This is a genomic window from Streptomyces sp. NPDC050546 (assembly GCF_044457425.1).
Lineage (GTDB): Bacteria > Actinomycetota > Actinomycetes > Streptomycetales > Streptomycetaceae > Streptomyces.
The window spans coordinates 1-24,612 of sequence record NZ_JBITGX010000019.1; the positions used below are offsets into that span (position 1 = coordinate 1).

The following is a 24,612-nucleotide window of genomic DNA, read 5'->3' on the forward strand; positions in this document are numbered from 1 at the left end:
TCGGTGGGGGGGGGGCCGGGGGGGGCGGGGGGGGGGGTGGGCGCGTGTGGGCGGGGGGGGGGGTCGGGCTATTCTGGGGGGGGGGGGGTGGGGGCCGGGGCTCGGGGGGTGTGGCGGGGTGCCCTTTGAGGGGCACCCCTTTTCATGTGGTCAGATGCCCGCTGCCGCCGACAGGTCGCGTTTGATCGACTCCAGCAGCGCCGTCGCCTTCGCGCGGGCCGTGGGGAGGTCGGTGTGTGACGCCACCGGGATCACGACCTCCAGGTAGCACTTCAGCTTCGGCTCCGTGCCGCTCGGGCGGACGATCACCCGGGCGCCGTCCAGCGTGTAGCGCAGGCCGTCCGTGGGCGGGAGGCTTTCCGTGCCCTGGGTGAGATCGTCCGTGCGGGTGATGCGCAGGCCGGCGAGTTCGGTCGGGGGCTGTTCGCGCAGGCGGTGCATCGCGGCGGCGATGAGGGAGAGGTCCTCCACGCGGACCGACAGCTGGTCCGTGGCGTGCAGGCCGTGTTCCACGGCCAGGTCGTCGAGGAGGTCGAGGAGGGTCCGGCCCTCCTCCTTGAGCTGAGAGGCCAGTTCCGTGATCAGGAGCGCGGCCGTGATGCCGTCCTTGTCGCGTACGCCGTCGGGGTCCACGCAGTAGCCGAGGGCCTCCTCGTAGCCGTAGCGCAGGCCCTCGGCGCGGGCGATCCACTTGAAGCCGGTGAGGGTCTCGACGTGAGGGTTGCCCGCCTTCTCGGCGATACGGCCGAGGAGCGAGGACGAGACGATCGACTCCGCGAACGTGCCGGTCGCTCCGCGGTGGACGAGATGGGCGGCGAGGAGCGCGCCGACCTCGTCGCCGCGGAGCATGCGCCAGTCGGTGCCGTCCTGCACCGCGACGGCGCAGCGGTCCGCGTCCGGGTCGTTGGCGATGATCAGGTCGGGGGAGGTCGCGCGGGCGGTGGCGAAGGCCAGGTCCATCGCGCCGGGTTCCTCCGGGTTGGGGAACGCGACGGTCGGGAAGTCCGGGTCGGGATCGGCCTGTTCCGTGACGAGGGCCGGGGGCGGGAAGCCCGCGCGGGCGAAGGCCGCCAGGAGGACGTCCTTGCCGACGCCGTGCATCGCCGTGTACACCGTGCGGGCCGTGCGGGGGGAACCCTTGGCCAGTACGGCGTCGGTGCGGGTGAGGTAGGCGTCGAGGACGCTGTCGTCGAGGGTGTCCCAGCCGTGGGTGGGGCGGGGGACGGTGGTGAGGGACGGGACGGCGGCGATCTCCGCGGCGATGTCGATGTCGGCCGGGGGAACGATCTGGGAGCCGTCGCCCAGGTAGACCTTGTAGCCGTTGTCGCGGGGCGGGTTGTGGCTGGCGGTGACCTCTACGCCGGCGACGGCGCCGAGGTGCCGTATGGCGAAGGCGAGGACGGGAGTGGGGAGCGGGCGGGGAAGGACCGCGGCGCGGAGGCCGGCGCCGGTCATGACGGCGGCGGTGTCCTGGGCGAAGTCGTACGACTTGTGGCGGGCGTCGTAGCCGATGACGACCAGGCCGTTGTCGTGGCCCTGCTTCCTGAGGTACGCGGCGAGGCCCGCGGCGGCGCGGATGACGACCGAGCGGTTCATGCGCATGGGGCCGGCGCCGAGTTCGCCTCGTAGGCCGGCGGTGCCGAACTGGAGTGTGCCGGAGAAGCGGGCGGCGAGTTCGGTGTGGTCCTGGGCGTCGATGAGGCGGGCGAGCTCGGTGCGGGTGTCCGGGTCGGGGTCCTCGGTGAGCCACGCCTGGGCCTGTGCGATGAGTTCGTCGTGCACGGTCGGGGTCAGCCTCTCGGTTGTCGGGGGTGTGCGCAGCGCCTGGCGCCGGGTGGTGGGTCGGGGCCGCGCCGGGTTGCGGACGCCCCCGACCCCAGCACTGACGCCGGGTGGTGCCTTACAGGCGTCCCAGTACCTGAGCCAGCAGAGAACCCATCCGCGTCGCCGAATCACGGCCCGCCTGGAGGACCTCCTCGTGGTTGAGGGGCTCGCCCGTCATGCCCGCGGCGAGGTTCGTCACCAGGGAGATACCGAGAACCTCCGCACCCGCCTCCCGCGCGGCGATCGCCTCGAGGACCGTCGACATGCCCACCAGGTCCGCGCCGATGACGCGGGCCATACGGATCTCGGCCGGAGTCTCGTAGTGCGGGCCGGGGAACTGGGCGTAGACGCCCTCCTCCAGGGTGGGGTCGACCTCCTTGCACAGGGCGCGCAGGCGCGGGGAGTAGAGGTCGGTGAGGTCGACGAAGTTGGCGCCGATGATGGGGGAGGTGGCCGTGAGGTTGATGTGGTCGCTGATCAGGACCGGCTGGCCGGGGCGCATGCCCTCGCGCAGGCCGCCGCAGCCGTTGGTGAGGACGATCGTCTTGCAGCCGGCCGCTACGGCGGTGCGGACGCCGTGGGAGACAGCGGCGACGCCGCGGCCCTCGTAGTAGTGCGTGCGGCCGAGGAAGACCAGGGCGCGCTTGTCGCCGATCTTGTACGAGCGGATCTTGCCTCCGTGGCCCTCGACCGCCGGGGGCGGGAAGCCGGGCAGCTCGGTGACCTGGAACTCGGCGTCGGGGGCGCCCAGGGCGTCCACGGCCGGAGCCCAGCCGGAGCCCATCACGAGGGCGACGTCGTGGGTCTCGGCGCCCGTCAGTTCGCGCAGACGGGCCGCGGCGGCGTCGGCGGCGGCCCTGGGATCGATCGGGGCGGCGCCCTGGATGTCGTCCGGAAGAAGAGATGCGTTCACGCGGACGAGGGTAGCCGGTGAATGCCTACGCGCGTAGATGGTGGAGCCGACGGGGTGGCGATCGTTGTCTTGTCGTTTCCGACAGACGGGGTTCAGCAGGGGCGCTTGCGGAGTTCCATCACGTAGTCGTGCGGGGCCCCCGCCGATTCGGCCGCGTCGGCGATCTCGCCCAGGTAGCGGGCGGAGGGGAGGCCGCCCTCGTAGGCGTTGAGGGCGTAGGACCAGGCCGGCTCCTCGCCGTCCAGGGTGTGGACCCGTACGCGGGTACGCCGGTAGATCTCCAGGCCGACGCCCTCCCAGCGGTCCATCGAGTCCTCGTCCATGGGGGCGATGTCGTAGAGGGAGACGAAGACCTGGGAGACGGGGTCCTCGACGATCGTCGGCAGGGCGCCCTCCCAGCCCATGTGCTCGCCGCCGAAGGTCAGCCGCCACCCGTTCAGCCAGCCGGTGGCGCGCAGCGGCGAGTGCGGGGCGCGGCGGGACATCAGCCGCGCGTCGAGGTTGCCGGCGTACGCGGCGTAGAGCGACATGGGGGAAGGGTACGGCAGGCGGACTCGCGTCACTCGCGTAACGGAGCCGCATCGCGGCGGGCCCCCGGGCGGTATCGGGTTGAGGGGTGCGGGACAATGGAGTACGTGACTCGGATCGTGATCATCGGTGGCGGACCCGGCGGATACGAAGCGGCGCTGGTGGCCGCTCAACTCGGCGCGGAGGTGACCGTCGTCGATTGCGACGGTCTGGGCGGGGCGTCGGTGCTCACCGACTGCGTGCCGTCGAAGACTCTGATCGCGACGGCCGAGGTGATGACCACCTTCGACTCGTCGTACGAGGAGCTGGGGATCATCGTCGCCGACGACACCCCGCCCATGGAGCAGTCCGCCCGGGTGGTGGGGGTCGACCTGGGGAAGGTCAACCGGCGTGTGAAGCGGCTCGCGCTCGCCCAGTCGCACGACATCGCCGCCTCCGTGACACGTGCCGGGGCGCGTGTCATGCGTGGGCGCGGGCGGCTGGAGGGCATGCAGGCGCTCGACGGGTCGCGGAAGGTGGTGGTGCGCGCCGCTGACGGGAGTGAGGAGACCCTGACGGCGGATGCCGTGCTCATCGCCACCGGTGGGCATCCGCGTGAGCTGCCCGATGCCCTGCCCGATGGTGAGCGGATCCTGAACTGGACCCAGGTGTACGACCTGAACGAGCTCCCCGAGGAGCTGATCGTGGTCGGGTCGGGTGTGACCGGTGCCGAGTTCGCGGGTGCCTACCAGGCGCTGGGTTCCAGGGTGACGCTCGTGTCGTCGCGGGACCGCGTGCTGCCGGGCGAGGACCCGGACGCGGCCGCCGTGCTGGAGGACGTCTTCCGGCGTCGCGGCATGAACGTCATGGGGCGTACCCGGGCGCAGTCCGCCAAGCGGGTCGGGGACCGGGTCGAGGTGACCCTCTCCGACGGGCGTGTCATCACCGGGTCGCACTGTCTGATGGCCGTCGGCGCCGTGCCCAACAGCGCGGGCATGGGTCTTGAGGACGCCGGGGTCAGGCTGCGCGAGTCCGGCCACATCTGGACCGACAAGGTGTCGCGTACGACCACTCCGGGGGTGTATGCCGCCGGTGACGTGACCGGGGTGTTCGCCCTCGCGTCCGTGGCCGCCATGCAGGGGCGGATCGCGATGTACCACTTCCTCGGTGACGCCGTGGCCCCGCTGAACCTCAAGACCGTGTCGTCGAACGTCTTCACCGACCCGGAGATCGCCACCGTCGGCTACACGCAGGCCGATGTCGACGGCGGGAAGATCGACGCCCGGGTCGTGAAGCTGCCGCTGCTGCGCAACCCGCGCGCCAAGATGCAGGGCATCCGCGACGGCTTCGTCAAGATCTTCTGCCGGCCGGGGACCGGGATCGTGGTCGGTGGTGTCGTCGTGGCGCCGCGTGCCTCGGAACTGATCCACCCGATCTCGATCGCGGTCGACAACAATCTGACCGTCGAGCAGATCGCGAACGCCTTCACCGTCTACCCCTCGCTTTCGGGCTCGATCGCCGAGGTGGCACGGCAGTTGCACACGCGCAAGGAGACCGGCGAGGGCTGAGGCCGAAACCGGCTCCTCCCTGGTCACGGGGAGTATTCGACCATGTGTGTGGCATAGGCGGCGGGACTAGGCTCTATACCACTTCCCGCTGCTCCGTGCGAACATCTTCTGCTATTCAGCGCAAACTGCTGAAAGCAGACGGTCGCTGGCGTTACTGTCAGTTTCGTGTTCGCTGCAGAACGTCGCCAATTGATCCTCGAAATGGTGCGAGCGAACGGGGCCGTGTCGCTCCGTGAGCTCGCCCGCGTCGTCCAGACCTCCGAAGTGACCGTACGGCGGGACGTGCGCGCGCTGGAGGCAGAAGGACTCCTCGACCGCCGGCACGGCGGTGCGGTACTGCCGGGCGGTTTCACGCGGGAGTCCGGCTTTCCGCAGAAATCCCATCTCGCGACCGCCGAGAAGACCGCCATCGCCGACCTCGCCGCGAACTTCGTGGAAGAGGGGGAGGCGATCGTGGTCGGGGCGGGTACGACCACCCAGGAGCTGGCGCGCCGGCTCGCCCGGGTGCCCGGACTGACCGTCGTCACCAACTCGCTGCTGGTGGCACAGGCATTGGCCCATGCCAACCGGGTCGAGGTCGTGATGACCGGCGGTACGCTCCGCGGTTCGAACTACGCCCTGGTCGGCAGTGGTGCCGAGCAGTCCCTGCACGGGCTGCGGGTGTCGCGGGCGTTTCTGTCCGGGAGCGGTCTGACCGCCGAGCGCGGGTTGTCCACGTCCAACATGCTGTCGGCGTCCGTCGACCGGGCGCTGGTGCAGGCGGCGGCGGAGGTGGTGGTGCTTGCCGACCATACGAAGCTCGGGACGGACACGATGTTCCAGACCGTGCCTACGGATCTCATCACCCGGCTTGTGACCGATGAGCCGCCCGCGCATGACGACCGTGCGGCCACGGAGCTTCAGGCGCTTGCCGATCAGGGCGTGCAGATCGCTGTCGCCGGGGGGCAAGGGGGTTCCGCTGGAGCGGGGGCGGGGGGACCGGGGGGTGATTCGGTCCCGGCGCGTCAGCAGCGCAGGGATGTGCCGTTGCCCGGGCCGCGGCGTCAGGTTCCGGGGGCCGGGGGGCAGTTGCGGTCCGCGTCGATCCTGGGTGAGCAGGGGCCTGGGGCGGAGCGGGCTCGGGTGGCGGATATGCGGCGGCGGTAGGAGCCGCCGAGTGGGTGGGTCCTGCTGGTGGCTGCGCAGGTGCCCGGCGTGGGTGCTGGGGGCGGGTGGGTGCGCAGCTCGGCGCGGCGAGGTGCCGCTGCGCCCACCCGTGCCGCCCCTAGCGGCACGCATGCCCGCAGCTGGGGCGGTGCGCATGCCCGCAGCTACGAGAACCCGCACCTACGGCGCGGCCCCGACTCGGGGCCGCGCCGTAGGTGTTACGCGTGGCCGGTTCAGTCCTTGATCTCGCAGATGGCCGCGCCGGACGTGACCGACGCGCCGATCTCCGCGCTCAGGCCCTTGATCGTGCCCGACCTGTGCGCGTTGAGGGGCTGCTCCATCTTCATGGCCTCCAGGACGACGACCAGGTCGCCCTCCTTGACCTCCTGGCCCTCCTCGACGGCCACCTTGACGATGGTGCCCTGCATGGGGGACGCGAGGGTGTCGCCGGAGGCGACGGGGCCCGACTTCTTCGCCGCGCGGCGCTTGGGCTTGGCGCCCGCCGCCAGGCCCGTACGGGCCAGGGACATGCCCAGCGAGGCCGGAAGGGAGACCTCCAGGCGCTTGCCGCCGACCTCGACGACGACCGTCTCGCGGTCCAGCTCCTCCTCCTCGGCGGCGTCGGCCGGCGCGGCGAAGGGCTTGATCTCGTTGACGAACTCCGTCTCGATCCAGCGGGTGTGGACCGTGAACGGGTCGGACGAGCCGGTGAGCTCGGGAGCGAACGCCGCGTCCTTCACCACCGCACGGTGGAACGGGATCGCCGTCGCCATGCCCTCGACCTGGAACTCCTCCAGCGCGCGGGAGGCCCGCTCCAGGGCCTCCTTGCGCGTGCGGCCGGTGACGATCAGCTTGGCCAGCAAGGAGTCCCACGCCGGGCCGATGACCGAGCCGGACTCCACGCCCGCGTCCAGGCGGACACCCGGGCCGGCCGGCGGGTCGAACTTCGTGACCGTGCCGGGAGCCGGGAGGAAGTTGCGGCCCGGGTCCTCGCCGTTGATGCGGAACTCGAAGGAGTGACCGCGCAGCACCGGGTCGTCGTAGCCGAGCACCTCGCCGTCGGCGATGCGGAACATCTCGCGGACGAGGTCGATGCCCGCGACCTCCTCGGTGACCGGGTGCTCCACCTGGAGGCGGGTGTTGACCTCGAGGAAGGAGATCGTGCCGTCCAGGCCGACGAGGAACTCGACCGTGCCGGCGCCGACGTAGCCGGCCTCCTTCAGGATCGCCTTGGAGGCCGAGTACAGCTCCTCCACCTGCGCGTCGGACAGGAAGGGGGCGGGCGCCTCCTCCACCAGCTTCTGGTGCCGGCGCTGGAGGGAGCAGTCACGGGTGGAGACCACGACGACGTTGCCGTGCTGGTCGGCCAGGCACTGGGTCTCCACGTGCCGCGGCTTGTCCAGGTAGCGCTCGACGAAGCACTCGCCGCGCCCGAAGGCGGCGACCGCCTCACGCACCGCCGAGTCGTAGAGCTCGGGCACCTCTTCGAGCGTGCGCGCGACCTTCAGGCCGCGGCCGCCGCCGCCGAAGGCCGCCTTGATGGCGATCGGCAGACCGTGCTCCTCGGCGAAGGCGACGACCTCGTCGGCGCCGGAGACCGGGTCGGGCGTGCCCGCCACCAGCGGGGCGCCCGCGCGCTGCGCGATGTGCCGGGCGGCGACCTTGTCACCGAGGTCGCGGATCGCCTGCGGGGGCGGGCCGATCCAGATCAGGTCCGCGTCCAGGACAGCCTGGGCGAAGTCAGCGTTCTCGGAGAGAAAGCCGTAGCCCGGGTGGATGGCGTCCGCGCCCGACTCCCGCGCGGCGTTCAGCACCTTCTCGATGTCGAGATAGCTGGTGCCCGGGGTGTCACCGCCCAGGGCGAACGCCTCATCCGCGGCGCGGACATGCAGAGCGTCCCGATCCGGGTCGGCGTAGACGGCCACGCTCGCGATGCCGGCATCCCGGCAGGCCCGGGCCACACGGACAGCGATTTCGCCACGGTTGGCGATGAGCACCTTGCGCACGATGAGGCTCCCTCCTTGAAACAAGCCGAGTTTAGGGACTGCCGACACGGCACTTCGACCCGTCCCCAGTGGTGAGCTTGCCCACACGGAGCGTGATGCGAGGCTCGCTCGACCCGCGAAATCCCTTGTCGCACCGCGGTACGCAGCACTCCTGCGGGAAACCCTAGCCGTCTCCTGTGGTCAAGGTCTCTGTCATCACGTGCTGCGGGCCACTCTGTTTCTTTGTGGAGTCCCTACGAATGGCCCAATGATTCTTTGCCCGCCGCGGAACCCTTGTCCCAGGGTTTACCTGTCAGTAGCGTTCGCGATGTCTCGAACGTACTAGGGGTAAGAGGGTGGGCCCGGTGGTGCGCAGGCCGGTGGCGTGGGTCGTGGCGTTGGTGCTCTTCGGTGAGGCGTTCGGCATCGCCGCGCTGAACTGGTTCCTCGGGGTCGTCGTCGACCGGCAGGACATGTCGCTGGCCGGGCTCGATCCGCACATGATGTCGGTGTCGTCGAAGATCGGCGGGATCGCCTTCGGCCTCTACTTCGCCCTGTGCGGCCTGGTCGCCCTGCTCGTGGCGCTGCGGGACCGCCCCCCGGCGGGCCTCGGGCGGGTGCTGCTGATCAGCGCGGCGGTCGTCCACGGACTGCTGGGCGCCTTCACCTGGGGTCTCGTCGGCTGGCCCGCGTTCCTGTTCATGATGCTGGTGCTCGGCCTGATCGTCCTGCTGCTGATGACGTACGACCGCCCGGCCGAGCCGGTCATCGCTCCGCCGGCGCCCACAACTCCGTGATGCCGACGCCCAGATCGGCGAGGAGCCGTCGGACCAGGGGCAGGCTGATGCCGATCACGTTGCCGTGGTCGCCGTCGATGCCGTTGATGAACGGGGCCGAGCGGCCGTCCAGGGTGAAGGCCCCGGCGACGTAGAGAGGTTCGCCGGAGGCGACGTAGGAGGCGATCTCCTCGTCCGTCGGGTCGCCGAAGTGGACGACCGTGGACGCGGTGGCGGAGACGTAGCGGCCGGTGAGCGTGTCGTAGACGCAGTGGCCGGTCTGGAGGGTGCCGGCGCGGCCGCGCATCGACTTCCAGCGGGCGGTGGCCTCCTCGGCGTCCGCGGGCTTGCCGAGGGCCTGGCCGTCCAGGTCGAGCACCGAGTCGCAGCCGATCACCAGCGCGCCCTTGACCTCCGGCCGGGCCGCCACGACGGAGGCCTTCGCCTCGGCGAGGGCGAGCGCCAGCTCGGCGGGGGTGGGGGCGGTGACGGCGTCCTCGTCGACGCCGCTCACGATCACCTCGGGGGTGAGTCCGGCCTGGCGGAGCAGTCCGAGCCGGGCGGGGGACTGGGAGGCGAGGACGAGTCGCCTGCGGCGCTGAGCGGTCATGCGGTCAGGTTAGTCAATCGGGCGAGGCCGGCTCACCTGATGCCGATCACCAGCATGCCCACGAACATGGCCAGTGCCATGAGAACGCCCAGCCGCCGAAGCATGTCCTGCATGTCGCGGAGTTCTTTCGGCGGTTCGTTCTCGGGGTCGGACCACAGCATGAGTCCAGCGTGCGGCTTGGCAGGGCGGGGCGCCTGAGTAGGGGTACTCAAATCGGCGCCCCGCGTTGTTCCGCCGTGCGCGGTTCCCCGCGCCCCTGAGGGCGAGAGCTCTAGCTCGGCCAGTACGTGCGGCCCCAGGCCGCCGGGCCCGGCTGGGGCAGGCGGTGGGCCGCGATGCGGGACGGGTCGGACCAGGAGTCACGGGGGGCCGGTGCGCCGGGCGGGGTCTCTGTCGCCGCCGCGGCGCGGGCCCTGACCACCGCCAGTGCGGCGGCCAGCTCCTCCGGGGTCGGGTTGCCCCGTACGACCTTGATCGTCATGTGCGCCTCCTGGGGTCGCTGCGGGCTAGAGGGGGATGTTGCCGTGCTTCTTCGGAGGCAGGGATTCCCGCTTCGTGCGCAGTTGACGCAGACCCCGTACGACATGGCAGCGGGTGTCGGACGGCATGATCACCGCGTCGACGTAGCCGCGCTCGGCCGCGACGTAGGGGTTGAGCAGGGCGTCCTCGTACTCCTGGATCAGCCGGGCCCGGACCGCCTCCAGGCCCTCGCCGCCAGCCTCCGCCTCCGCGAGGGTGCGGCGGTGCAGGATGTTGACCGCGCCCTGGGCGCCCATGACGGCGATCTGGGCGGTGGGCCAGGCGAGGTTGAGGTCGGCGCCCAGGTGCTTGGAGCCCATGACGTCGTAGGCGCCGCCGAAGGCCTTGCGCGTGATGATCGTGATGAGCGGGACGGTGGCCTCGGCGTAGGCGTAGATCAGCTTGGCGCCGCGGCGGATGATGCCGTCGTGCTCCTGGTCGACGCCGGGCAGGAAGCCGGGGACGTCCACGAAGGTGATGACCGGGACGTTGAAGGCGTCGCAGGTGCGCACGAAGCGGGCCGCCTTCTCGGAGGCGGTGATGTCGAGGCAGCCGGCGAACTGCATCGGCTGGTTGGCGACGATGCCGACGGGGTGGCCCTCGACCCGCCCGAAGCCGGTGACGATGTTCGGCGCGTACAGCGGCTGCGTCTCGAAGAACTCGGCGTCGTCCAGGATGTGCTCGATCACCGCGTGCATGTCGTACGGCTGGTTCGCGCTGTCCGGGACGATGACGTCCAGCTCGCGGTCCTCGTCGGTGATCTCGAGGTCGGCCTCCTCCGCGAAGACCGGCGGCTCGGAGAGGTTGTTGGACGGCAGATACGACAGCAGCTGCTTGACGTACTCGATGGCGTCCTTCTCGTCCCCGGCCATGTGGTGGGCCACGCCCGAGGTCGCGTTGTGGGTGCGGGCGCCGCCGAGCTCCTCGAAACCGACGTCCTCGCCGGTGACGGTCTTGATGACGTCGGGCCCGGTGATGAACATGTGCGAGGTCTGGTCGACCATGACCGTGAAGTCGGTGATGGCCGGGGAGTACACGGCTCCGCCCGCGCACGGGCCCACCACCAGGCTGATCTGCGGAATGACACCCGAGGCGTGGGTGTTGCGGCGGAAGATCTCGCCGTAGGCGCCGAGTGAGGCGACGCCCTCCTGGATCCTGGCCCCGCCGGAGTCGTTGATGCCGATGACCGGGCAGCCGGTCTTCAGGGCGAAGTCCATGACCTTGACGATCTTCTGGCCGTAGACCTCGCCGAGCGCCCCGCCGAAGACCGTGAAGTCCTGCGAGAAGACGGCGACGGGGCGGCCGTCGACGGTGCCGTACCCGGTGACGACGCCGTCGCCGTACGGGCGGTTCTTGTCCAGTCCGAAGTTGGTGGACCGGTGCCGGGCGAACTCGTCCAGTTCGACGAAGGAGGCTTCGTCCAGGAGGAGTTCGATCCGCTCACGGGCCGTCAGCTTGCCCTTGGCGTGCTGCTTCTCGACGGCGCGTGCGGAGCCGGCGTGCGTCGCTTCCTCGATACGGCGCTGGAGATCCGCGAGCTTGCCCGCGGTCGTGTGGATGTCGGGCTGCTGCAGCTCTTCCGGCTCGGACATCGGGATGCGGCTCCCTGCCTGCTCAAAAGGGGGGACGGTTACTCATCCGTAGAGTAGTGCGGTGCCTCCAGGTCGGCAGTGCGGCGTTTACCACACCTAGGGTGGCTTGCATGACGCCGCGAGATGCAGCAGAGCCGCAAGAGCCGAACGGCAGCCGTTGGTCGGACCTGGACCGTCCGCCCCTCAATGTCACCGCCCTGCGCCGGGGGCTGGTGCGGGAGGGAGGGCTGTGGTCGGAGCTGGACGTGGTGCAGCGCACCGGCTCCACCAACTCCGACCTCGTGGCCCGGGCGGCGAAGGGTGAGGCCGCCGAGGGGGCGGTGCTCGTCGCCGAGGAGCAGACGGCCGGGCGCGGCCGGCTGGACCGGCAGTGGACGGCGCCGCCGCGGTCGGGCCTGTTCTTCTCCGTGCTGCTCACGCCGGGCGAGGTGCCGGTGGGGCGGTGGGGGTGGCTGCCGCTGCTCACCGGTGTGGCGGTGGCGACGGGGCTGTCGCGGGCGGCGGGTGTGGACACGGCCCTGAAGTGGCCGAACGACGTGCTGGTCACGGTGCGGGGCGAGGAACGCAAGGCCGGGGGGATCCTCGCCGAGCGGGCCGGTGACGACGGGGTCGTGATCGGGGTCGGCCTCAATGTCTCGCTGAGGGAGAACGAGCTGCCGGTGCCTACGGCGGGGTCGGTGGGGCTGGCCGGTGCGGTGAGTACGGATCGGGATCCGCTGCTGCGGGGGGTCCTTCGTTCTCTGGAGGAGTGGTACGGGAAGTGGCGCGCGGCGGGGGGTGACCCGGGGGTGAGCGGATTGCAGAAGGCGTATGCGGCGTCGTGCGCGACGCTCGGGCGGACCGTGCGGGCGGAGTTGCCGGGGGATCGGGGCGTGGTGGGGGAGGCCGTGGCTGTGGATGGGGACGGGCGGTTGGTGCTGGCTACGGAGGACGGGGTGCAGGAGCCGGTGGGGGCCGGGGACATTGTCCACTTGCGGCCTGCTTGACAGGTGCTCGGCGTGAGGGCTGGGGGCGGGTGGGTGCGCAGCTCGGCGCGACGAGGTGCCTCCCCCACTCTCGGCTTCGCTCGAGCGGGGGGACCCCCACCGCCCACCCGTGCCGCCCCTAGCGGCACGCATGCCCGCAGCTGGGCCTGACGGAGTGAGCTGGCGCACACCTGCCGTAGAGTTGAGGCCGGTCGATACATGACCGTGACAGATCGGAAGGGCAGCACGCGTGACCGTCGAAGACCCGGATTCCGGCACGGACGCGCAGGGCGCCGACCCCGGCGAGGACCCGCTCGCCCTGCGCCTCGAAGGGCTCATTCTGGGGGCCGAGCGCCGGTACACGCCGTTTCAGGCGGCCCGTAGCGCCGGTGTCTCCATGGAACTGGCCTCCCGCTTCTGGCGGGCGATGGGCTTCGCCGACATCGGGCAGGCCAAGGCCCTCACCGAGGCGGACGTACTCGCCCTGCGGCGTCTCGCCGGTCTCGTCGAGGCCGGGCTGCTGAGCGAGGCGATGGCCGTACAGGTGGCCCGGTCCACGGGGCAGACCACCGCACGGCTCGCCGAGTGGCAGATCGACTCGTTCCTGGAGGGGCTGACCGAGCCGCCCGAGCCGGGCATGACGCGCACCGAGGTGACGTACCCGATCGTCGAGCTGCTCCTGCCCGAGCTGGAGGAGTTCCTGGTCTATGTCTGGCGGCGTCAGCTGGCCGCCTCGGCCGGACGGGTCGTGCAGGCAGCCGACGACGAGGAGATGGTCGACCGGCGCCTCGCCGTGGGCTTCGCGGACCTGGTCGGTTTCACCCGGCTCACCCGCCGGATGGAGGAGGAGGAGCTCGGCGAGCTGGTCGAGGCCTTCGAGACCACGGCCGCCGACCTGGTGGCCGCGAACGGCGGACGGCTGATCAAGACCCTCGGCGACGAGGTGCTGTACGCCGCCGACGACGCGGGTGTCGCCGCCGAGATCGCCCTGCGGCTGATCGAGACCATGGCGCACGACGAGACGATGCCGGAGCTGCGCGTCGGCATGGCGTTCGGCACCGTGACCACCCGGATGGGCGATGTCTTCGGTACGACCGTGAACCTGGCCTCCCGGCTCACCTCGATAGCTCCGAAGGACGCCGTCCTCGTCGACACCGCCTTCGCCGAGGAGCTGATCCGCACGCAGGACGCCCCCTCCTCCGAGGCGGAGGCGGCCGAGGAGGCAGCGGCGGCGGAGAAGGAGGGCGAGGAGCCTCCGGCGTACCGGTTCGGGCTGCAGCCGATGTGGCAGCGGCCCGTGCGTGGGCTGGGCGTCGTGGAGCCGTGGCTGCTCACGCGGCGGGACCTGGGCTGAGCTGACAGGGGCGGTCAGCCGGGGCGGCCCGGTGTGTCCACACACAGGCCGATGACCGGCACACAGAGGCCGGGGTCGTCCGGTTTCCTCGGTTTCTCGGGCTCGGGCGCCGGAGCGGGCGTGGTCCGGCTCGGAGGAGCGGGCGCGGCCGGGGCCGGGCGTGGGGCGTTGTCCTGGGTGGCCGGTGCCGGGGTGTTCGGCGTGTTCGGTGTGTCCGGGATGGTCGTGGGGCGGTGAGCGGCGGTCGTGCCGGTCCCTCGGGTGCCGGTCGCGGCGGGCGGGGCCGGGCGTGCGCCCCTGGTGGCCGGGGACGGGGTCAGGCCGCCCAGGACCGTGGGTGACGAGGGGCTGACCTCGGGGGTGGCGGCCGGGAAGGTCGCGGCCGTGTCGGCGGTCCGGTCCGTGTCCGTGCCGGTGGTGACCGGGTCCGGGCGGGGTTCGGCCTCGACGGTGCCGACGCCGTCGGGGCTCGGGCCGGGGGCCAGACGTACGAGGCTCAGGGCGCCGGCGGCCAGGGCGAGGCCGCCTGCGGCGAGGAGGGCCTTGTGGGAGCGGGGCTTGCGGTGGCGGCCCCGGACCCGGGGGGTGAAGGGGCCGGTCTCCGCCTGGGGCGGCGGCTCGGCGGGTGCGGTCGGCCCCGTTCGGCGGGGCGCCGTGGCAGCCCCGGTGTCCCACTGTGGCCTGGTCGGTGTGTTCGCCCTCATCACGGTCCCTCCCCGTAGCGCACGCACCCCCTGTGCGCCGTTGGCGGACGCACGCTATGCGCTCCCATGGGCGGTCGGGCCGGAATTGAGGTGATGTCACTCGAACGGGTGGGCGGGCGAGGGTGTGGGAACCGGTCGCGTCCGCTCTTTCGTGCGTGGGGTGCGGCTGGGATGATCGGGGCGGTGAGGTTGTTAACCCGCGTTAACCGGAGGGTGTCATGAACGAGGAACGGTTCGGGGAGTTCGTGCTGGTGCGGCGGCATGAGCAGGGGCATGTCGCGGAGCTTGTCCTCGACCGGCCCAAGGCCATGAACGCCGTGTCGACCGGGATGGCGCGGTCCATCGCCGGGGCGTGCGCGGCGCTGGGGGAGGACCGGGACGTACGGGTGGTCGTGCTGACCTCGACGCATGAGCGGGCGTTCTGCGTGGGGGCCGACCTGAAGGAGCGGAACTCGTTCAGCGACGCGGAGCTGGTGCGGCAGCGGCCGGTGGCGCGTGGGGCGTACACCGGGGTGCTGGAGGTGCCGGTGCCGACGGTGGCGGCGGTGCACGGGTTCGCGCTGGGGGGCGGGTTCGAGCTGGCGCTCGCGTGTGACGTGATCGTGGCGGACCGTACGGCGGTGGTGGGGCTGCCGGAGGTGTCGGTGGGGGTGATTCCCGGGGGTGGGGGCACGCAGTTGCTGCCGCGTCGGGTGGGGGCGGCACGGGCGGCTGAGCTGATCTTCTCGGCGCGGCGGGTGGAGGCCGTGGAGGCGGGCGAGTTGGGGCTGGTCGATCAGGTGGTGGAGGAGGGGCGGGATCGGGAGGTGGCGCTGGAGCTGGCCTCTCGGATCGCGGGGAATTCGCCGGTGGGGTTGCGGGCGGCGAAGCGGGCGTTGCGGTTGGGGCAGGGGCTGGATCTGCGGGCCGGGCTCGAGGTGGAGGACGCGGCGTGGAGGGCGGTGGCGTTCTCCGGGGATCGGGCGGAGGGGGTTGCCGCGTTCAATGAGAAGCGGAAGCCGGAGTGGCCGGGGGAGTGAGCTGGGGGTTGTTGTCCGGTACTCGGCGTTGCTGCTGGGGGGCGGGTGGGTGCGCAGCCCGGCGTTGCGGGGTGCCTCCCCCACTCTCGGCTTCGCTCGAGCGGGGGGACCCCCACCGCCCACCCGTGCCGCCCCTAGCGGCACGCATGCCCGCAGCTGGGGCGGCGCATGCCCGCAGCTAGGGCAGCTGGGGCCGCCCCGTTCGCGTCGTCCACTGAACGGATTGGCTGAAAAGTCCCTAGCCTGGAGTGATGGGTGAGGACAGACGGCTGGTGGCCGTCGTCGCGTTGGCTCAGGGGATGGCGGCCGCGCACGGGCCGCGTGAGGCGTGGCGTGCGGCGGCTGCCGGGGCGTGCCGGGCGCTGGGCGGGAGTTTCGCCGCGCTGTCGGTGTGGGAGCGGGAGCTCGGGCGGCTGAAAGTCCTCGTGAACGTGGGTGTGCTGGCCGACGGGGAGGAGGAGTTCCCGGAGGACGAGGCCTATCCGGTGCACCAGTTCGCGGAGATCACCGAGTTCCTGCACGAGCGGTGGGCGGCGGAGGGCGGAGAGCCCGACGCGTGGGTGGAGACCGCCGAAGGGCCCGCCGCCGGGCGGCGTCCCGGGTACTGCCATCAGCGCGTCGCCGCCCTGCGCCGACGGGGCCGGAGCTGCTGCGTGGTCGCGCCGATCGTGCTGCACGGGCGGGCCTGGGGCGAGCTGTACGTCGCCCGCCCGGCCGGTGAGGTCGTCTTCGAGCGGGCCGACGCCGACTTCGCGACCGTCCTGGCCTCCGTGGTGGCCGCCGGCATAGCCCAGGCCGAGCGGCTTGAGGAGGCCCGGCGGCTCGCGTTCACCGACGCGCTGACGGGACTCGCCAACCGCCGTGCCGTGGACGTACGCCTGGAGCAGGCGATCGAGCGGCACCGCAGGGACAGCACGGTCGTCAGTCTCGTGGTCTGCGATCTGAACGGGCTCAAGCGGGTCAACGACACCCATGGGCACGAGGTCGGCGACCGGCTCCTGGAGCGTTTCGGCTCGGTGCTTTCGCTGTGCGGGGCCATGCTGCCGGGGGCGCTCGCGGCGCGGCTCGGCGGGGACGAGTTCTGTCTGCTCGCGGTCGGGCCGCCCGCCGACCAGGTCGTGAAGGCGGCCGGCGAACTGTGCCGCCGGGCGTCCGAGTTGGAGCTCGGGGACGGAGTGGCCTGCGGGGTCGCCTCCACCGAGGATCCGATCGGGCCCGTACGCTCCGCGCGGCGGCTGTTCCGGCTCGCGGACGCGGCCCAGTACCGGGCCAAGGCCGAGCGGGCCGCCCGGCCGGTGGTCGCGGGCCGGGCCGGGCCGGATGATCCCGTCATGCGGCTGGCGGACGAGCCGTCCAAGGGGGCCGACGGGGAGCGCCGGCGTTTCCGGGGGCGGCACGCGCCGTAGGGAGCGGCCGTGTGACGTATCGGTAAGGGGTGAACCCCGCCCCCAGTGGTGACATCATCGAATTCACTGCGTACGCTCCTGAATATGGATATGCACACTGTGGTGGTGGGGACGTCCGGCGTGACCGCGTCCGACGTGCTCGCCGTGGCGCGTGCCGGTGCCCGCGTCGAGCTCTCCGCCGAGGCGGTGGCCGCCCTCGCCGCGGCCCGCGAGATCGTGGAGGCGCTGGCGGCCAAGCCGGACCCCGTGTACGGCGTGAGCACCGGCTTCGGGGCCCTGGCGACCCGGCACATCAGCCCGGAGCTGCGCGCACAGCTCCAGCGCAACATCGTCCGCTCGCACGCCGCGGGGATGGGGCCGAGGGTGGAGCGTGAGGTCGTACGGGCCCTGATGTTCCTGCGGCTGAAGACCGTCTGCTCCGGGCGCACCGGCGTACGGCCCGAGGTGGCGCAGACGATGGCCGACCTCCTCAACGCCGGTATCACCCCGGTCGTGCACGAGTACGGCTCCCTCGGCTGCTCCGGCGACCTCGCACCGCTGTCCCACTGCGCGCTCGCGCTCATGGGCGAGGGGGACGCCGAGGGCCCGGACGGTGTCGTACGCCCGGCCGCCGAACTCCTCGCCGCACACGGCATCCAGCCCGTCGAACTGCGCGAGAAGGAGGGCCTCGCCCTCCTCAACGGCACCGACGGCATGCTCGGCATGCTGATCATGGCCCTGGCCGACCTGGACACGCTCTACCGGTCCGCCGACATCACGGCCGCCCTGTCGATGGAGGCCCTGCTCGGCACCGACCGGGTCCTCGCGCCCGAACTGCACGCCATCCGGCCGCACCCGGGGCAGGCCGCCAGCGCCGCCAACATGCTCGCCGTGCTGAAGGGTTCGGGCCTGACCGGGCACCACCAGGACGACGCCCCACGTGTCCAGGACGCCTACTCGGTGCGCTGCGCCCCGCAGGTCGCCGGGGCCGGGCGGGACACCATGGCCCACGCCCGGCTGGTCGCCGACCGCGAGCTGGCGTCGGCGGTGGACAACCCGGTGGTGCTGCCCGACGGGCGAGTGGAGTCCAACGGCAACTTCCACGGGGCGCCGGTCGCCTACGTCCTGGACTTCCTCGCCGTCGCCGTCGCCGACCTCGGCTCCATCGCCGAGCGGCGCACCGACCGGCTGCTCGACAAGAACCGCAGTCACGGCCTGCCGCCGTTCCTGGCCGACGACGCCGGTGTGGACTCGGGCCTGATGATCGCTCAGTACACGCAGGCCGCCCTGGTGAGCGAGCTGAAGCGGCTCGCCGTACCGGCGTCCGCCGACTCGATCCCGTCCTCCGCGATGCAGGAGGACCATGTCTCGATGGGCTGGTCGGCGGCGCGCAAGCTGCGCACGGCCGTCGACAACCTCACCCGGGTCCTCGCCGTCGAGCTGTACGCCGCCACGCGCGCCGTCGAGCTGCGGGAGGGACTGACGCCCGCGCCCGCGACGCGGGCGGTCATCGACGCCGTACGGGAAGCGGGAGTTCAGGGTCCCGGGCCGGACCGGTTCCTGGCGCCCGACCTGGCCGGAGCGGACGCGTTCGTGCGCGACGGGCGGCTGCTCGCCGCGGTCGAGACGGTCACCGGACCGCTCCAGTAGTACGACGAACGCGGCCGGGGTCCCGCTGTCCGGCGGGGCCCCGCGCCAAGTGCGCTCAGAGGCCGAGTCGTTCCCGGCGGACCGAATAGGCGACGAAGCCCGCGCCCAGCATCAGGAACATCGTGCCGCCGGCCACGTAGGGCGTGCTGTCGAAGCTGCCCGTGTCGGCGAGCCGGGTGTCGGTGACGGAGTCGCCCGCTGTCGTGGCCGCGATCCGCGCCTGCTCTGTGACCTGCGGCGACGGGCTCGCCGAGACCGCGTCTCTCACCGGGGAGTCCGACGTCGCGTTGGCGGACGGGACGAACCACAGGGCGCCCAGCAGGGTCGCTGCGGCGGTGGTGGTCAGCAACGGGCGGCGAGCGGATGACACGGAATATCGATCCCCTTGTGGCACTGGCGAATTGGCCGTGTGGGGTGATGTTAGTAAAAGGCGCGGGTCACGGGAAAGTCACGGGAGATCCTGGACGTACGCTCCCGCCATGAGCACTCCTGAGACATCACGTTTTGTACGGGTTCGGGTGGAACTCGTTCTGGAGGTCGGCGACGCGGACGCGGTCACCAAGTCCGCGCTCCGCCGGATCGCCGACGACGCCGAGTTGCCGGCGTCGGAACGGGTACACGCCGAGAGCGCTGTGACGGAAGACACCGCGGAGGCACTCGCGTACCTCGTGGACCCGTTCGACCTGGTCAGCCAGGTCCCGGGGGTCGAACTCCAGCAGGCCTCCTGGAGCAGCGAGCGGATCGAGTACGACCCCGATTCGCCGGACTGGGACTACGACGAGGATGATGATGAGGGCGAGTACGACCTGATCGACGGTGAGGACAGCGGCGAAGGGGACGGCGGAAGCCGGGCGCGCGCGGCCGGCTGAGGCGGCTCGGGGAAACATGACCCCGGGTGGCAACCGCCGCCCGGGGTTGTGTCGTCTCAAGCGACGCACCGACCGCACCAGCACCATCCGCACCATGGATGCGTGCCATCACCCTCCGCGCCGCGGACGTGGTGATCCCCACACCTGTGTCACATGGGGAACCGGACGAACCGGTCGTAGCGTTGAAAGGTCTCGACGAGGACTCACGAGTTCACGCGGGGGCACTTGGTCTTTGACGGGGACACACTCGGGGTCTTGGGGAAATCGGCAACGATGGAGAAGCGTGTGATAACGGTCAGTAAGCGGCGCAAGGGCCTGGCGGTCGCGTCCGCACTGCTCGGTGGAGTGCTGGCGCTCTCGGCCTGTACCGGCGGCGACGACAACGCCTCCGGGAGTGACGGGGGCGACAGCTCCCAGTCGAAGGTCGACGAGGCCGCGGCCAAGAAGACCTCCGCGGCCCAGATCAAGATCACGCCCGAGGACGGCTCCGACAACGCCTCCATCAACAACTCCGCCGCCGTCACCGTGAGCAAGGGCACGCTCACGGAGGTCACGATGACGACGTCCGACGGCACGGAGGTCAGCGGCGAGATATCCGCCGACAAGAAGAGCTGGAAGCCCAACACCCAGCTGGAGCGCTCCACGAACTACAAGCTCGCCGCCGAGGCCAAGGACTCCGACGGCCGGGTCGCCCACGAGAACGCCTCGTTCACCACGGTCTCCCCCGCCAACAGCTTCATCGGCAACTTCACCCCGGACGACGGCACCACCGTCGGCGTCGGCATGCCGGTCTCGATCAACTTCGACAAGGCGATCACCAACAAGGCCGCCGTCCAGAAGGGCATCAAGGTCAGCACGACCGGTGGCCAGGAGGTCGCCTGCCACTGGTTCAACGCCAACCGCATGGACTGCCGCCCCGAGGAGTACTGGAAGGAAGGCTCCACCGTCACGCTGAAGCTCGCGCTCGACGGTGTCGAGGGAGCCGAGGGTGTCTACGGGGTCCAGCAGAAGACGGTCACCTTCAAGATCGGCCGCAACCAGGTCTCGTACGTCGACGCGAAGACCAAGCAGATGAAGATCACGCAGGACGGCAAGACCGTGCGGACCATCCCGATCTCCGCCGGCTCGCCCGAGAACAAGACCTACGAGGGCATCATGGTGATGTCCGAGAAGTTCAAGGAGACGCGCATGAACGGCGCGACCGTGGGCTTCACGGACGACGACGGCAAGGGCGAGTACGACATCAAGGACGTGCCGCACGCCATTCGCCTCTCCGCCAGCGGCACCTTCCTCCACGGCAACTACTGGGGCGCGAAGTCCATCTTCGGTAGCGCGAACACCAGCCACGGCTGCGTCGGCCTCCAGGACGTGAAGGGCGCCGGTGACCCGAAGACGCCGGGCGCGTGGTTCTACAACAACTCGATCCTCGGTGACGTGGTCGTCGTCCAGAACACCGGCGACAAGACGGTCGCGCCGGACAACGGCCTCAACGGCTGGAACATGAGCTGGGCCGACTGGAAGGCCGGTTCGGAGGCCTGACGGCCCGATAGCTCCGGCAGCTCCTGAAGGGAAGCCGCCGCCCGCCCCGGAACGGGGCCGGGCGGCGGCTTCCGTCTTGTCCCGCCCGGGCGGCGTAACCCTGCGGTGCTGTAACGGAGTTCCGGCGGCCGTGTAACAGTCGGCCGACGGAATTCTTACCCTCTTCTCATCTATTGAGCACCTGATCACCCCTCGGCATACTTCGTTTTCCGGGGGGTGTACGGCCATGCGTACGAGACCACCCCCGGCCGGGTGAACGGGGAATTCACCTGGTTCTTCGGCAAGGGGGAAACTTGCGCAGACAAGTGAAAAAGGCGTGCGCGGCCACGGTCGCCACAGCGGCGGCCGTAGCCCTGGCGGCGGGAATGACCAGCCCGGCGTCGGCGAACGGCGAGCAGACGGCCGCAGCCTCCAAGTCCACCTCGCTCACCGCCAAGCAGCGCGTCACTCTGATCACCGGCGACCGGGTCGTCCTGGACGCCAAGGGGCGCGTCGTCGGCCTGGAGCGGGCCAAGGGACGCGAGGACATTCCCGTCCAGGTCCGCAAGCTCGACGGCCACACCCTCGTCATCCCCGCCGACGCGGCCCGCCTGGTCGCCACCGGCAAGCTCGACCAGCGGCTCTTCGACGTCACCGAGCTCAACAAGTCCACGACCCGCAAGGCCCAGAAGAAGGGCCTGAAGGTCATCGTCGGCTACCGGGGCAGCGCCACGGCCGCCAAGGCCGACGTCCGCGACGCGGGCACGCTGAGCCACTCGCTGAAGTCCGTGAACGCGGACGCGGTGCAGACGCCCAAGGAGGACACGCCCGAGCTGTGGGACGCGGTCACCAACGGCGACAAGACCGCCTCCGGCATCGCGCACGTCTGGCTCGACGGCGTCCGCAAGGCCAGCCTCGACAAGTCCGTCGCGCAGATCGGCACCCCCAAGGCCTGGTCGGCCGGCTATGACGGCAAGGGCGTGAAGATCGCCGTCCTGGACACCGGTGTCGACGCCACCCACGCCGACCTCAAGGGCCAGGTGATCGGCGCCAAGAACTTCACCACCTCGCCCGACACCACCGACAAGGTCGGCCACGGCACGCACGTCGCCTCGATCGCGGCGGGCACCGGCGCGAAGTCGGGCGGCAAGTACAAGGGTGTCGCGCCCGGCGCGAAGATCCTCAACGGCAAGGTGCTCGACGACGGCGGATTCGGCAGCGACTCCGAGGTCCTCGCCGGCATCGAGTGGGCCGCCGCCGAGGGCGCCGACGTCGTCAACATGAGCCTGGGCGGCGGCGACACACCCGCGATCGACCCGCTGGAAGCGGCGGTGAACAAGCTCTCCGAGGAGAAGGGCATCCTGTTCGCCATCGCCGCAGGCAACGAGGGCGACGGTGAACAGACCATCGGCTCCCCGGGCAGCGCCGCGGCGGCCCTGACCGTCGGCGCTGTCGACGACAAGGACGCCCTGGCCGACTTCTCCAGCCGTGGCCCCGGCATGGACGGCGCTCTCAAGCCCGACGTGACCGCGCCCGGCGTGGACATCACCGCGGCCTCCGCCCCGGGCAACCAGATAGCCCAGGAGGTCGGCGAGAACCCGGCCGGCTACATGTCGATCTCCGGTACGTCGATGGCGACCCCGCATGTCGCGGGCGCGGCGGCGATCCTCAAGCAGCAGCACCCGACGTGGAAGTACGCCGAGCTGAAGGGCGCCCTCACCGGCTCCACCAAGGGCGGCAAGTACACCCCGTACCAGCAGGGTTCGGGCCGTATCCAGGTCGACCAGGCCATCAAGCAGTCCGTGATCGCCGAGCCGGGCTCGGTGAGCTTCGGCGTCCAGCAGTGGCCGCACACCGACGACAAGCCGGTCACCAAGGAGCTGACGTACCGCAACCTCGGTACGAAGGACGTGACGCTGAAGCTGACGTCGACCGCCACCAACCCCAAGGGCCAGGCCGTCCCGGCCGGCTTCTTCAAGCTGGGCGCCACCTCGGTGACCGTCCCGGCCGGCGGCAAGGCCTCCGTCCCGTTCACCGTGAACACCAAGCTGGGCGGCACGGTCGACGGCGCGTACTCGGCGTATGTGACGGCGACGGGCGGCGGCCACAGTGTCCGCACGGCCGCCGCCGTGCAGCGCGAGGTCGAGTCGTACGACGTCACGCTGAAGTTCCTCGACCGGGACGGCAAGCCCGCCAAGAGCTACACCGCCGACCTGGCCGGCATCTCCGGCACGGGCAGCGGCAAGTTCTACGCGCCGTACGACGAGGACGGCACCGTCACCACCCGGGTGCCCAAGGGCGGCTACGTCCTCAACACGAACATCTACGTGAGCGACGACCCGGAGCAGTTCACGGGCGCCGACTGGCTCGCCCAGCCCAAGCTGAGCGTCACCAAGAACCAGACGATCACGCTGGACGCCCGCAAGGCCAAGCCGGTCGGCATCACCGTGCCGGACGCCGCGGCCAAGCCGGAGTTCGCCTCGCCCGACTACACCGTGACGGCGGGGGACTCCAGCTACGGGTTCGGCTGGTTCCTCGACTCCTACGCCGACATCCGCACCGCGCATGTCGGCCCGCAGATCACCGACGGTTCGCTGACCCAGCAGTGGGACAGTCACTGGACCAAGGGTGACAAGGAGCAGTACAGCGTCACCGGCGGCGGCTCGGTCAAGCAGCTCGCCACCGGCTACACCAAGCACTACAAGGCCGGCGACCTCGCCACGGTGAAGGCGGGCCTCGGTGCCGCGGCCGGCGGCAAGAAGGGCTCGATCGGCGCCACCGGCTGGCTGCCGTGGAGCAACAGCGCCTCCTCGATCAACGTCGACCAGGCCCTGCCGGGCACGCGCACGCTGCACCTGTCCACCCTGGGCGGAGTGAAGTGGGACCTCGACTTCGTCCAGAGCAGCGGTGTCGACGCCGACGGATTCCCGATCTTCGAGGCCGGCTACTCGCTGGACGGCCAGAAGTTCGCCGGCGGCAAGAGCTACTCGAAGACGTTCAACACGGCCGTCTTCGGGCCGCGCATCAACGCCGGCTTCGGTCTGTTCCGTGACGGCAACCAGATCCATGGCTCCCTGCCGCTGTTCGCCGACGGCAAGGGCAACCCGGGTTCCTCGCTGTTCACCTCGGCGAACACGACCCTCTACCGCAACGGCACCAAGGTCGGCAGCAACGACGACCCGCTGACCGGCGGTGAGGCGTTCAAGGTCCCGGCCGGTGACGCCGAGTACAAGCTGACGACGTCGGTCAAGCGCAGCGTCAAGGTCGCGGCGGCCTCCACCCGCATCGACGCGAGCTGGACGTTCCGCTCGAAGAAGACCACCGACCTCAAGCAGCTGCCCGCCTCCACGGCCCGCTTCAACGCGGCCACGGGCCTGGACAGCAAGGTCCCGGCCGGCAAGACGGTCAGCATCCCGGTCACCGTCGAGGGCGCGGCCAAGGGCAGCAACCTGAAGTCGCTGTCGGTGTACGTGTCGTACGACTATGGCAAGACCTGGAAGAAGCTCACCGTCAAGGACGGCAAGGTGAGCGTCAAGAACCCGGAGAAGGGGAAGGCCATCTCCTTCCACGCCAAGATCGCCGACAAGAAGGGCAACAAGTCGACGATCTCGATCTACAACGCGTACTACGGCAAGTGAGCAGCCGTTAGCGGGCGGCCCGCCGGAAGCCTCGGCTTCCGGCGGGCCGTTCGTGCATTTCAGGCCGGTG

21 protein-coding genes are annotated in these 24,612 nt (G+C 71.0%); 11 read left to right on the plus strand and 10 right to left on the minus strand.

Going from position 1 to position 24,612, the window contains the following annotated elements; translation table 11 throughout:
• Positions 1 to 150 precede the first annotated feature (150 nt).
• The 3 genes from ACIBK5_RS35600 to ACIBK5_RS35610 form a co-directional block, all read right to left on the minus strand.
• Entirely contained in the window at positions 151 to 1,782 is a 1,632-nt protein-coding gene (locus tag ACIBK5_RS35600; RefSeq protein WP_399026271.1) for a phospho-sugar mutase, read from the minus strand.
• Between the two features lie 118 nt (positions 1,783 to 1,900).
• Entirely contained in the window at positions 1,901 to 2,737 is an 837-nt protein-coding gene (locus ACIBK5_RS35605; RefSeq protein WP_382490028.1) for a purine-nucleoside phosphorylase, read from the minus strand.
• Positions 2,738 to 2,829: 92 nt separating this feature from the next.
• Complete coding sequence (locus ACIBK5_RS35610) at positions 2,830 to 3,267, minus strand: gamma-glutamylcyclotransferase (RefSeq protein WP_399026273.1); 438 nt, start codon at positions 3,265 to 3,267, stop codon at positions 2,830 to 2,832.
• Positions 3,268 to 3,363: 96 nt separating this feature from the next.
• Between ACIBK5_RS35610 and ACIBK5_RS35615 the strand changes: the two genes are divergently transcribed.
• Complete coding sequence (locus ACIBK5_RS35615) at positions 3,364 to 4,812, plus strand: NAD(P)H-quinone dehydrogenase (protein ID WP_399026275.1); 1,449 nt, start codon at positions 3,364 to 3,366, stop codon at positions 4,810 to 4,812.
• Positions 4,813 to 4,977: 165 nt separating this feature from the next.
• Entirely contained in the window at positions 4,978 to 5,958 is a 981-nt protein-coding gene (locus ACIBK5_RS35620) for a DeoR/GlpR family DNA-binding transcription regulator (protein ID WP_399026277.1), read from the plus strand.
• Between the two features lie 233 nt (positions 5,959 to 6,191).
• Here ACIBK5_RS35620 and ACIBK5_RS35625 read toward each other — a convergent pair whose 3' ends face one another.
• Positions 6,192 to 7,964 (minus strand): acetyl/propionyl/methylcrotonyl-CoA carboxylase subunit alpha, encoded by a 1,773-nt coding sequence (locus ACIBK5_RS35625; RefSeq protein ID WP_399026279.1) that lies wholly within the window; start codon positions 7,962 to 7,964, stop codon positions 6,192 to 6,194.
• 344 nt (positions 7,965 to 8,308) lie between these two features.
• On the opposite strand from ACIBK5_RS35625, the gene ACIBK5_RS35630 reads away from it, so the two are divergent.
• Complete coding sequence (locus ACIBK5_RS35630; protein ID WP_399026281.1) at positions 8,309 to 8,740, plus strand: hypothetical protein; 432 nt, start codon at positions 8,309 to 8,311, stop codon at positions 8,738 to 8,740.
• Here ACIBK5_RS35630 and ACIBK5_RS35635 read toward each other — a convergent pair.
• The 4 genes from ACIBK5_RS35635 to ACIBK5_RS35650 form a co-directional block, all read right to left on the minus strand.
• Entirely contained in the window at positions 8,709 to 9,329 is a 621-nt protein-coding gene (locus tag ACIBK5_RS35635) for a Maf family protein (RefSeq protein WP_399026283.1), read from the minus strand. The genes ACIBK5_RS35630 and ACIBK5_RS35635 overlap by 32 nt on opposite strands.
• Positions 9,330 to 9,361: 32 nt before the next feature.
• Positions 9,362 to 9,490, minus strand: coding sequence for a morphogenic membrane protein MmpB (mmpB, locus tag ACIBK5_RS35640; RefSeq protein WP_382490036.1), 129 nt, complete (start codon positions 9,488 to 9,490; stop codon positions 9,362 to 9,364).
• Positions 9,491 to 9,600: 110 nt separating this feature from the next.
• Complete coding sequence (locus ACIBK5_RS35645) at positions 9,601 to 9,810, minus strand: acyl-CoA carboxylase epsilon subunit (protein ID WP_399026286.1); 210 nt, start codon at positions 9,808 to 9,810, stop codon at positions 9,601 to 9,603.
• Positions 9,811 to 9,835: 25 nt separating this feature from the next.
• Positions 9,836 to 11,440: an acyl-CoA carboxylase subunit beta gene (locus tag ACIBK5_RS35650; protein ID WP_399026288.1), complete on the minus strand. Its 1,605-nt coding sequence runs from the start codon at positions 11,438 to 11,440 to the stop codon at positions 9,836 to 9,838.
• 110 nt (positions 11,441 to 11,550) lie between these two features.
• Between ACIBK5_RS35650 and ACIBK5_RS35655 the strand changes: the two genes are divergently transcribed.
• Positions 11,551 to 12,426, plus strand: a complete 876-nt coding sequence (locus tag ACIBK5_RS35655; protein WP_399026291.1) for a biotin--[acetyl-CoA-carboxylase] ligase — start codon at positions 11,551 to 11,553, stop codon at positions 12,424 to 12,426.
• 229 nt (positions 12,427 to 12,655) lie between these two features.
• The gene (locus ACIBK5_RS35660) at positions 12,656 to 13,759 is read left to right on the plus strand and encodes an adenylate/guanylate cyclase domain-containing protein (protein WP_399026293.1); all 1,104 of its coding nucleotides are present in this window, start codon (positions 12,656 to 12,658) and stop codon (positions 13,757 to 13,759) included.
• Positions 13,760 to 13,773: 14 nt separating this feature from the next.
• On the opposite strand, the gene ACIBK5_RS35665 is transcribed toward ACIBK5_RS35660, so the two are convergent.
• Positions 13,774 to 14,463: a hypothetical protein gene (locus ACIBK5_RS35665; protein ID WP_399026295.1), complete on the minus strand. Its 690-nt coding sequence runs from the start codon at positions 14,461 to 14,463 to the stop codon at positions 13,774 to 13,776.
• Positions 14,464 to 14,681: 218 nt separating this feature from the next.
• Here ACIBK5_RS35665 and ACIBK5_RS35670 point away from each other — a divergent pair, with 218 nt between their 5' ends.
• The 3 genes from ACIBK5_RS35670 to hutH all read left to right on the plus strand — a co-directional run bounded on the left by ACIBK5_RS35670 (position 14,682) and on the right by hutH (position 18,517).
• Entirely contained in the window at positions 14,682 to 15,482 is an 801-nt protein-coding gene (locus ACIBK5_RS35670) for an enoyl-CoA hydratase/isomerase family protein (RefSeq protein WP_399026298.1), read from the plus strand.
• Positions 15,483 to 15,733: 251 nt separating this feature from the next.
• On the plus strand, positions 15,734 to 16,888 hold the full coding sequence (locus ACIBK5_RS35675) for a diguanylate cyclase domain-containing protein (RefSeq protein ID WP_399026300.1): 1,155 nt from the start codon (positions 15,734 to 15,736) through the stop codon (positions 16,886 to 16,888).
• 90 nt (positions 16,889 to 16,978) lie between these two features.
• The gene (gene hutH / locus ACIBK5_RS35680; RefSeq protein ID WP_399026569.1) at positions 16,979 to 18,517 is read left to right on the plus strand and encodes a histidine ammonia-lyase; all 1,539 of its coding nucleotides are present in this window, start codon (positions 16,979 to 16,981) and stop codon (positions 18,515 to 18,517) included.
• Positions 18,518 to 18,572: 55 nt separating this feature from the next.
• Here the strand turns inward: hutH and ACIBK5_RS35685 are convergent, their stop codons facing one another.
• Positions 18,573 to 18,887, minus strand: coding sequence for a hypothetical protein (locus tag ACIBK5_RS35685; protein WP_189722908.1), 315 nt, complete (start codon positions 18,885 to 18,887; stop codon positions 18,573 to 18,575).
• Positions 18,888 to 18,996: 109 nt separating this feature from the next.
• Between ACIBK5_RS35685 and ACIBK5_RS35690 the strand changes: the two genes are divergently transcribed.
• The 3 genes from ACIBK5_RS35690 (at position 18,997) to ACIBK5_RS35700 (ending at position 24,542) form a co-directional block, all read left to right on the plus strand.
• Complete coding sequence (locus ACIBK5_RS35690) at positions 18,997 to 19,386, plus strand: hypothetical protein (RefSeq protein WP_399026303.1); 390 nt, start codon at positions 18,997 to 18,999, stop codon at positions 19,384 to 19,386.
• A 273-nt stretch (positions 19,387 to 19,659) separates the two neighbouring features.
• The gene (locus ACIBK5_RS35695; protein ID WP_399026305.1) at positions 19,660 to 20,925 is read left to right on the plus strand and encodes an Ig-like domain-containing protein; all 1,266 of its coding nucleotides are present in this window, start codon (positions 19,660 to 19,662) and stop codon (positions 20,923 to 20,925) included.
• Positions 20,926 to 21,218: 293 nt separating this feature from the next.
• Positions 21,219 to 24,542: a S8 family peptidase gene (locus tag ACIBK5_RS35700; RefSeq protein ID WP_399026307.1), complete on the plus strand. Its 3,324-nt coding sequence runs from the start codon at positions 21,219 to 21,221 to the stop codon at positions 24,540 to 24,542.
• Positions 24,543 to 24,612: the final 70 nt, after the last annotated feature.

Excerpts from the sequence above, each read along its gene's own strand:
- ACIBK5_RS35610 (WP_399026273.1), bottom strand. The coding sequence starts at position 3,267 with ATGTCGCTCTACGCCGCGTACGCCGGCAACCTCGACGCGCGGCTGATG.
- ACIBK5_RS35615 (WP_399026275.1), top strand. The coding sequence starts at position 3,364 with ATGGAGTACGTGACTCGGATCGTGATCATCGGTGGCGGACCCGGCGGA.
- ACIBK5_RS35635 (WP_399026283.1), bottom strand. The coding sequence starts at position 9,329 with ATGACCGCTCAGCGCCGCAGGCGACTCGTCCTCGCCTCCCAGTCCCCC.
- mmpB (WP_382490036.1), bottom strand. The coding sequence starts at position 9,490 with ATGCTGTGGTCCGACCCCGAGAACGAACCGCCGAAAGAACTCCGCGAC.
- ACIBK5_RS35645 (WP_399026286.1), bottom strand. The coding sequence starts at position 9,810 with ATGACGATCAAGGTCGTACGGGGCAACCCGACCCCGGAGGAGCTGGCC.
- ACIBK5_RS35650 (WP_399026288.1), bottom strand. The coding sequence starts at position 11,440 with ATGTCCGAGCCGGAAGAGCTGCAGCAGCCCGACATCCACACGACCGCG.
- ACIBK5_RS35655 (WP_399026291.1), top strand. The coding sequence starts at position 11,551 with ATGACGCCGCGAGATGCAGCAGAGCCGCAAGAGCCGAACGGCAGCCGT.
- ACIBK5_RS35665 (WP_399026295.1), bottom strand. The coding sequence starts at position 14,463 with ATGAGGGCGAACACACCGACCAGGCCACAGTGGGACACCGGGGCTGCC.
- ACIBK5_RS35670 (WP_399026298.1), top strand. The coding sequence starts at position 14,682 with ATGAACGAGGAACGGTTCGGGGAGTTCGTGCTGGTGCGGCGGCATGAG.
- ACIBK5_RS35675 (WP_399026300.1), top strand. The coding sequence starts at position 15,734 with ATGGGTGAGGACAGACGGCTGGTGGCCGTCGTCGCGTTGGCTCAGGGG.
- hutH (WP_399026569.1), top strand. The coding sequence starts at position 16,979 with ATGCACACTGTGGTGGTGGGGACGTCCGGCGTGACCGCGTCCGACGTG.
- ACIBK5_RS35690 (WP_399026303.1), top strand. The coding sequence starts at position 18,997 with ATGAGCACTCCTGAGACATCACGTTTTGTACGGGTTCGGGTGGAACTC.
- ACIBK5_RS35695 (WP_399026305.1), top strand. The coding sequence starts at position 19,660 with ATGGAGAAGCGTGTGATAACGGTCAGTAAGCGGCGCAAGGGCCTGGCG.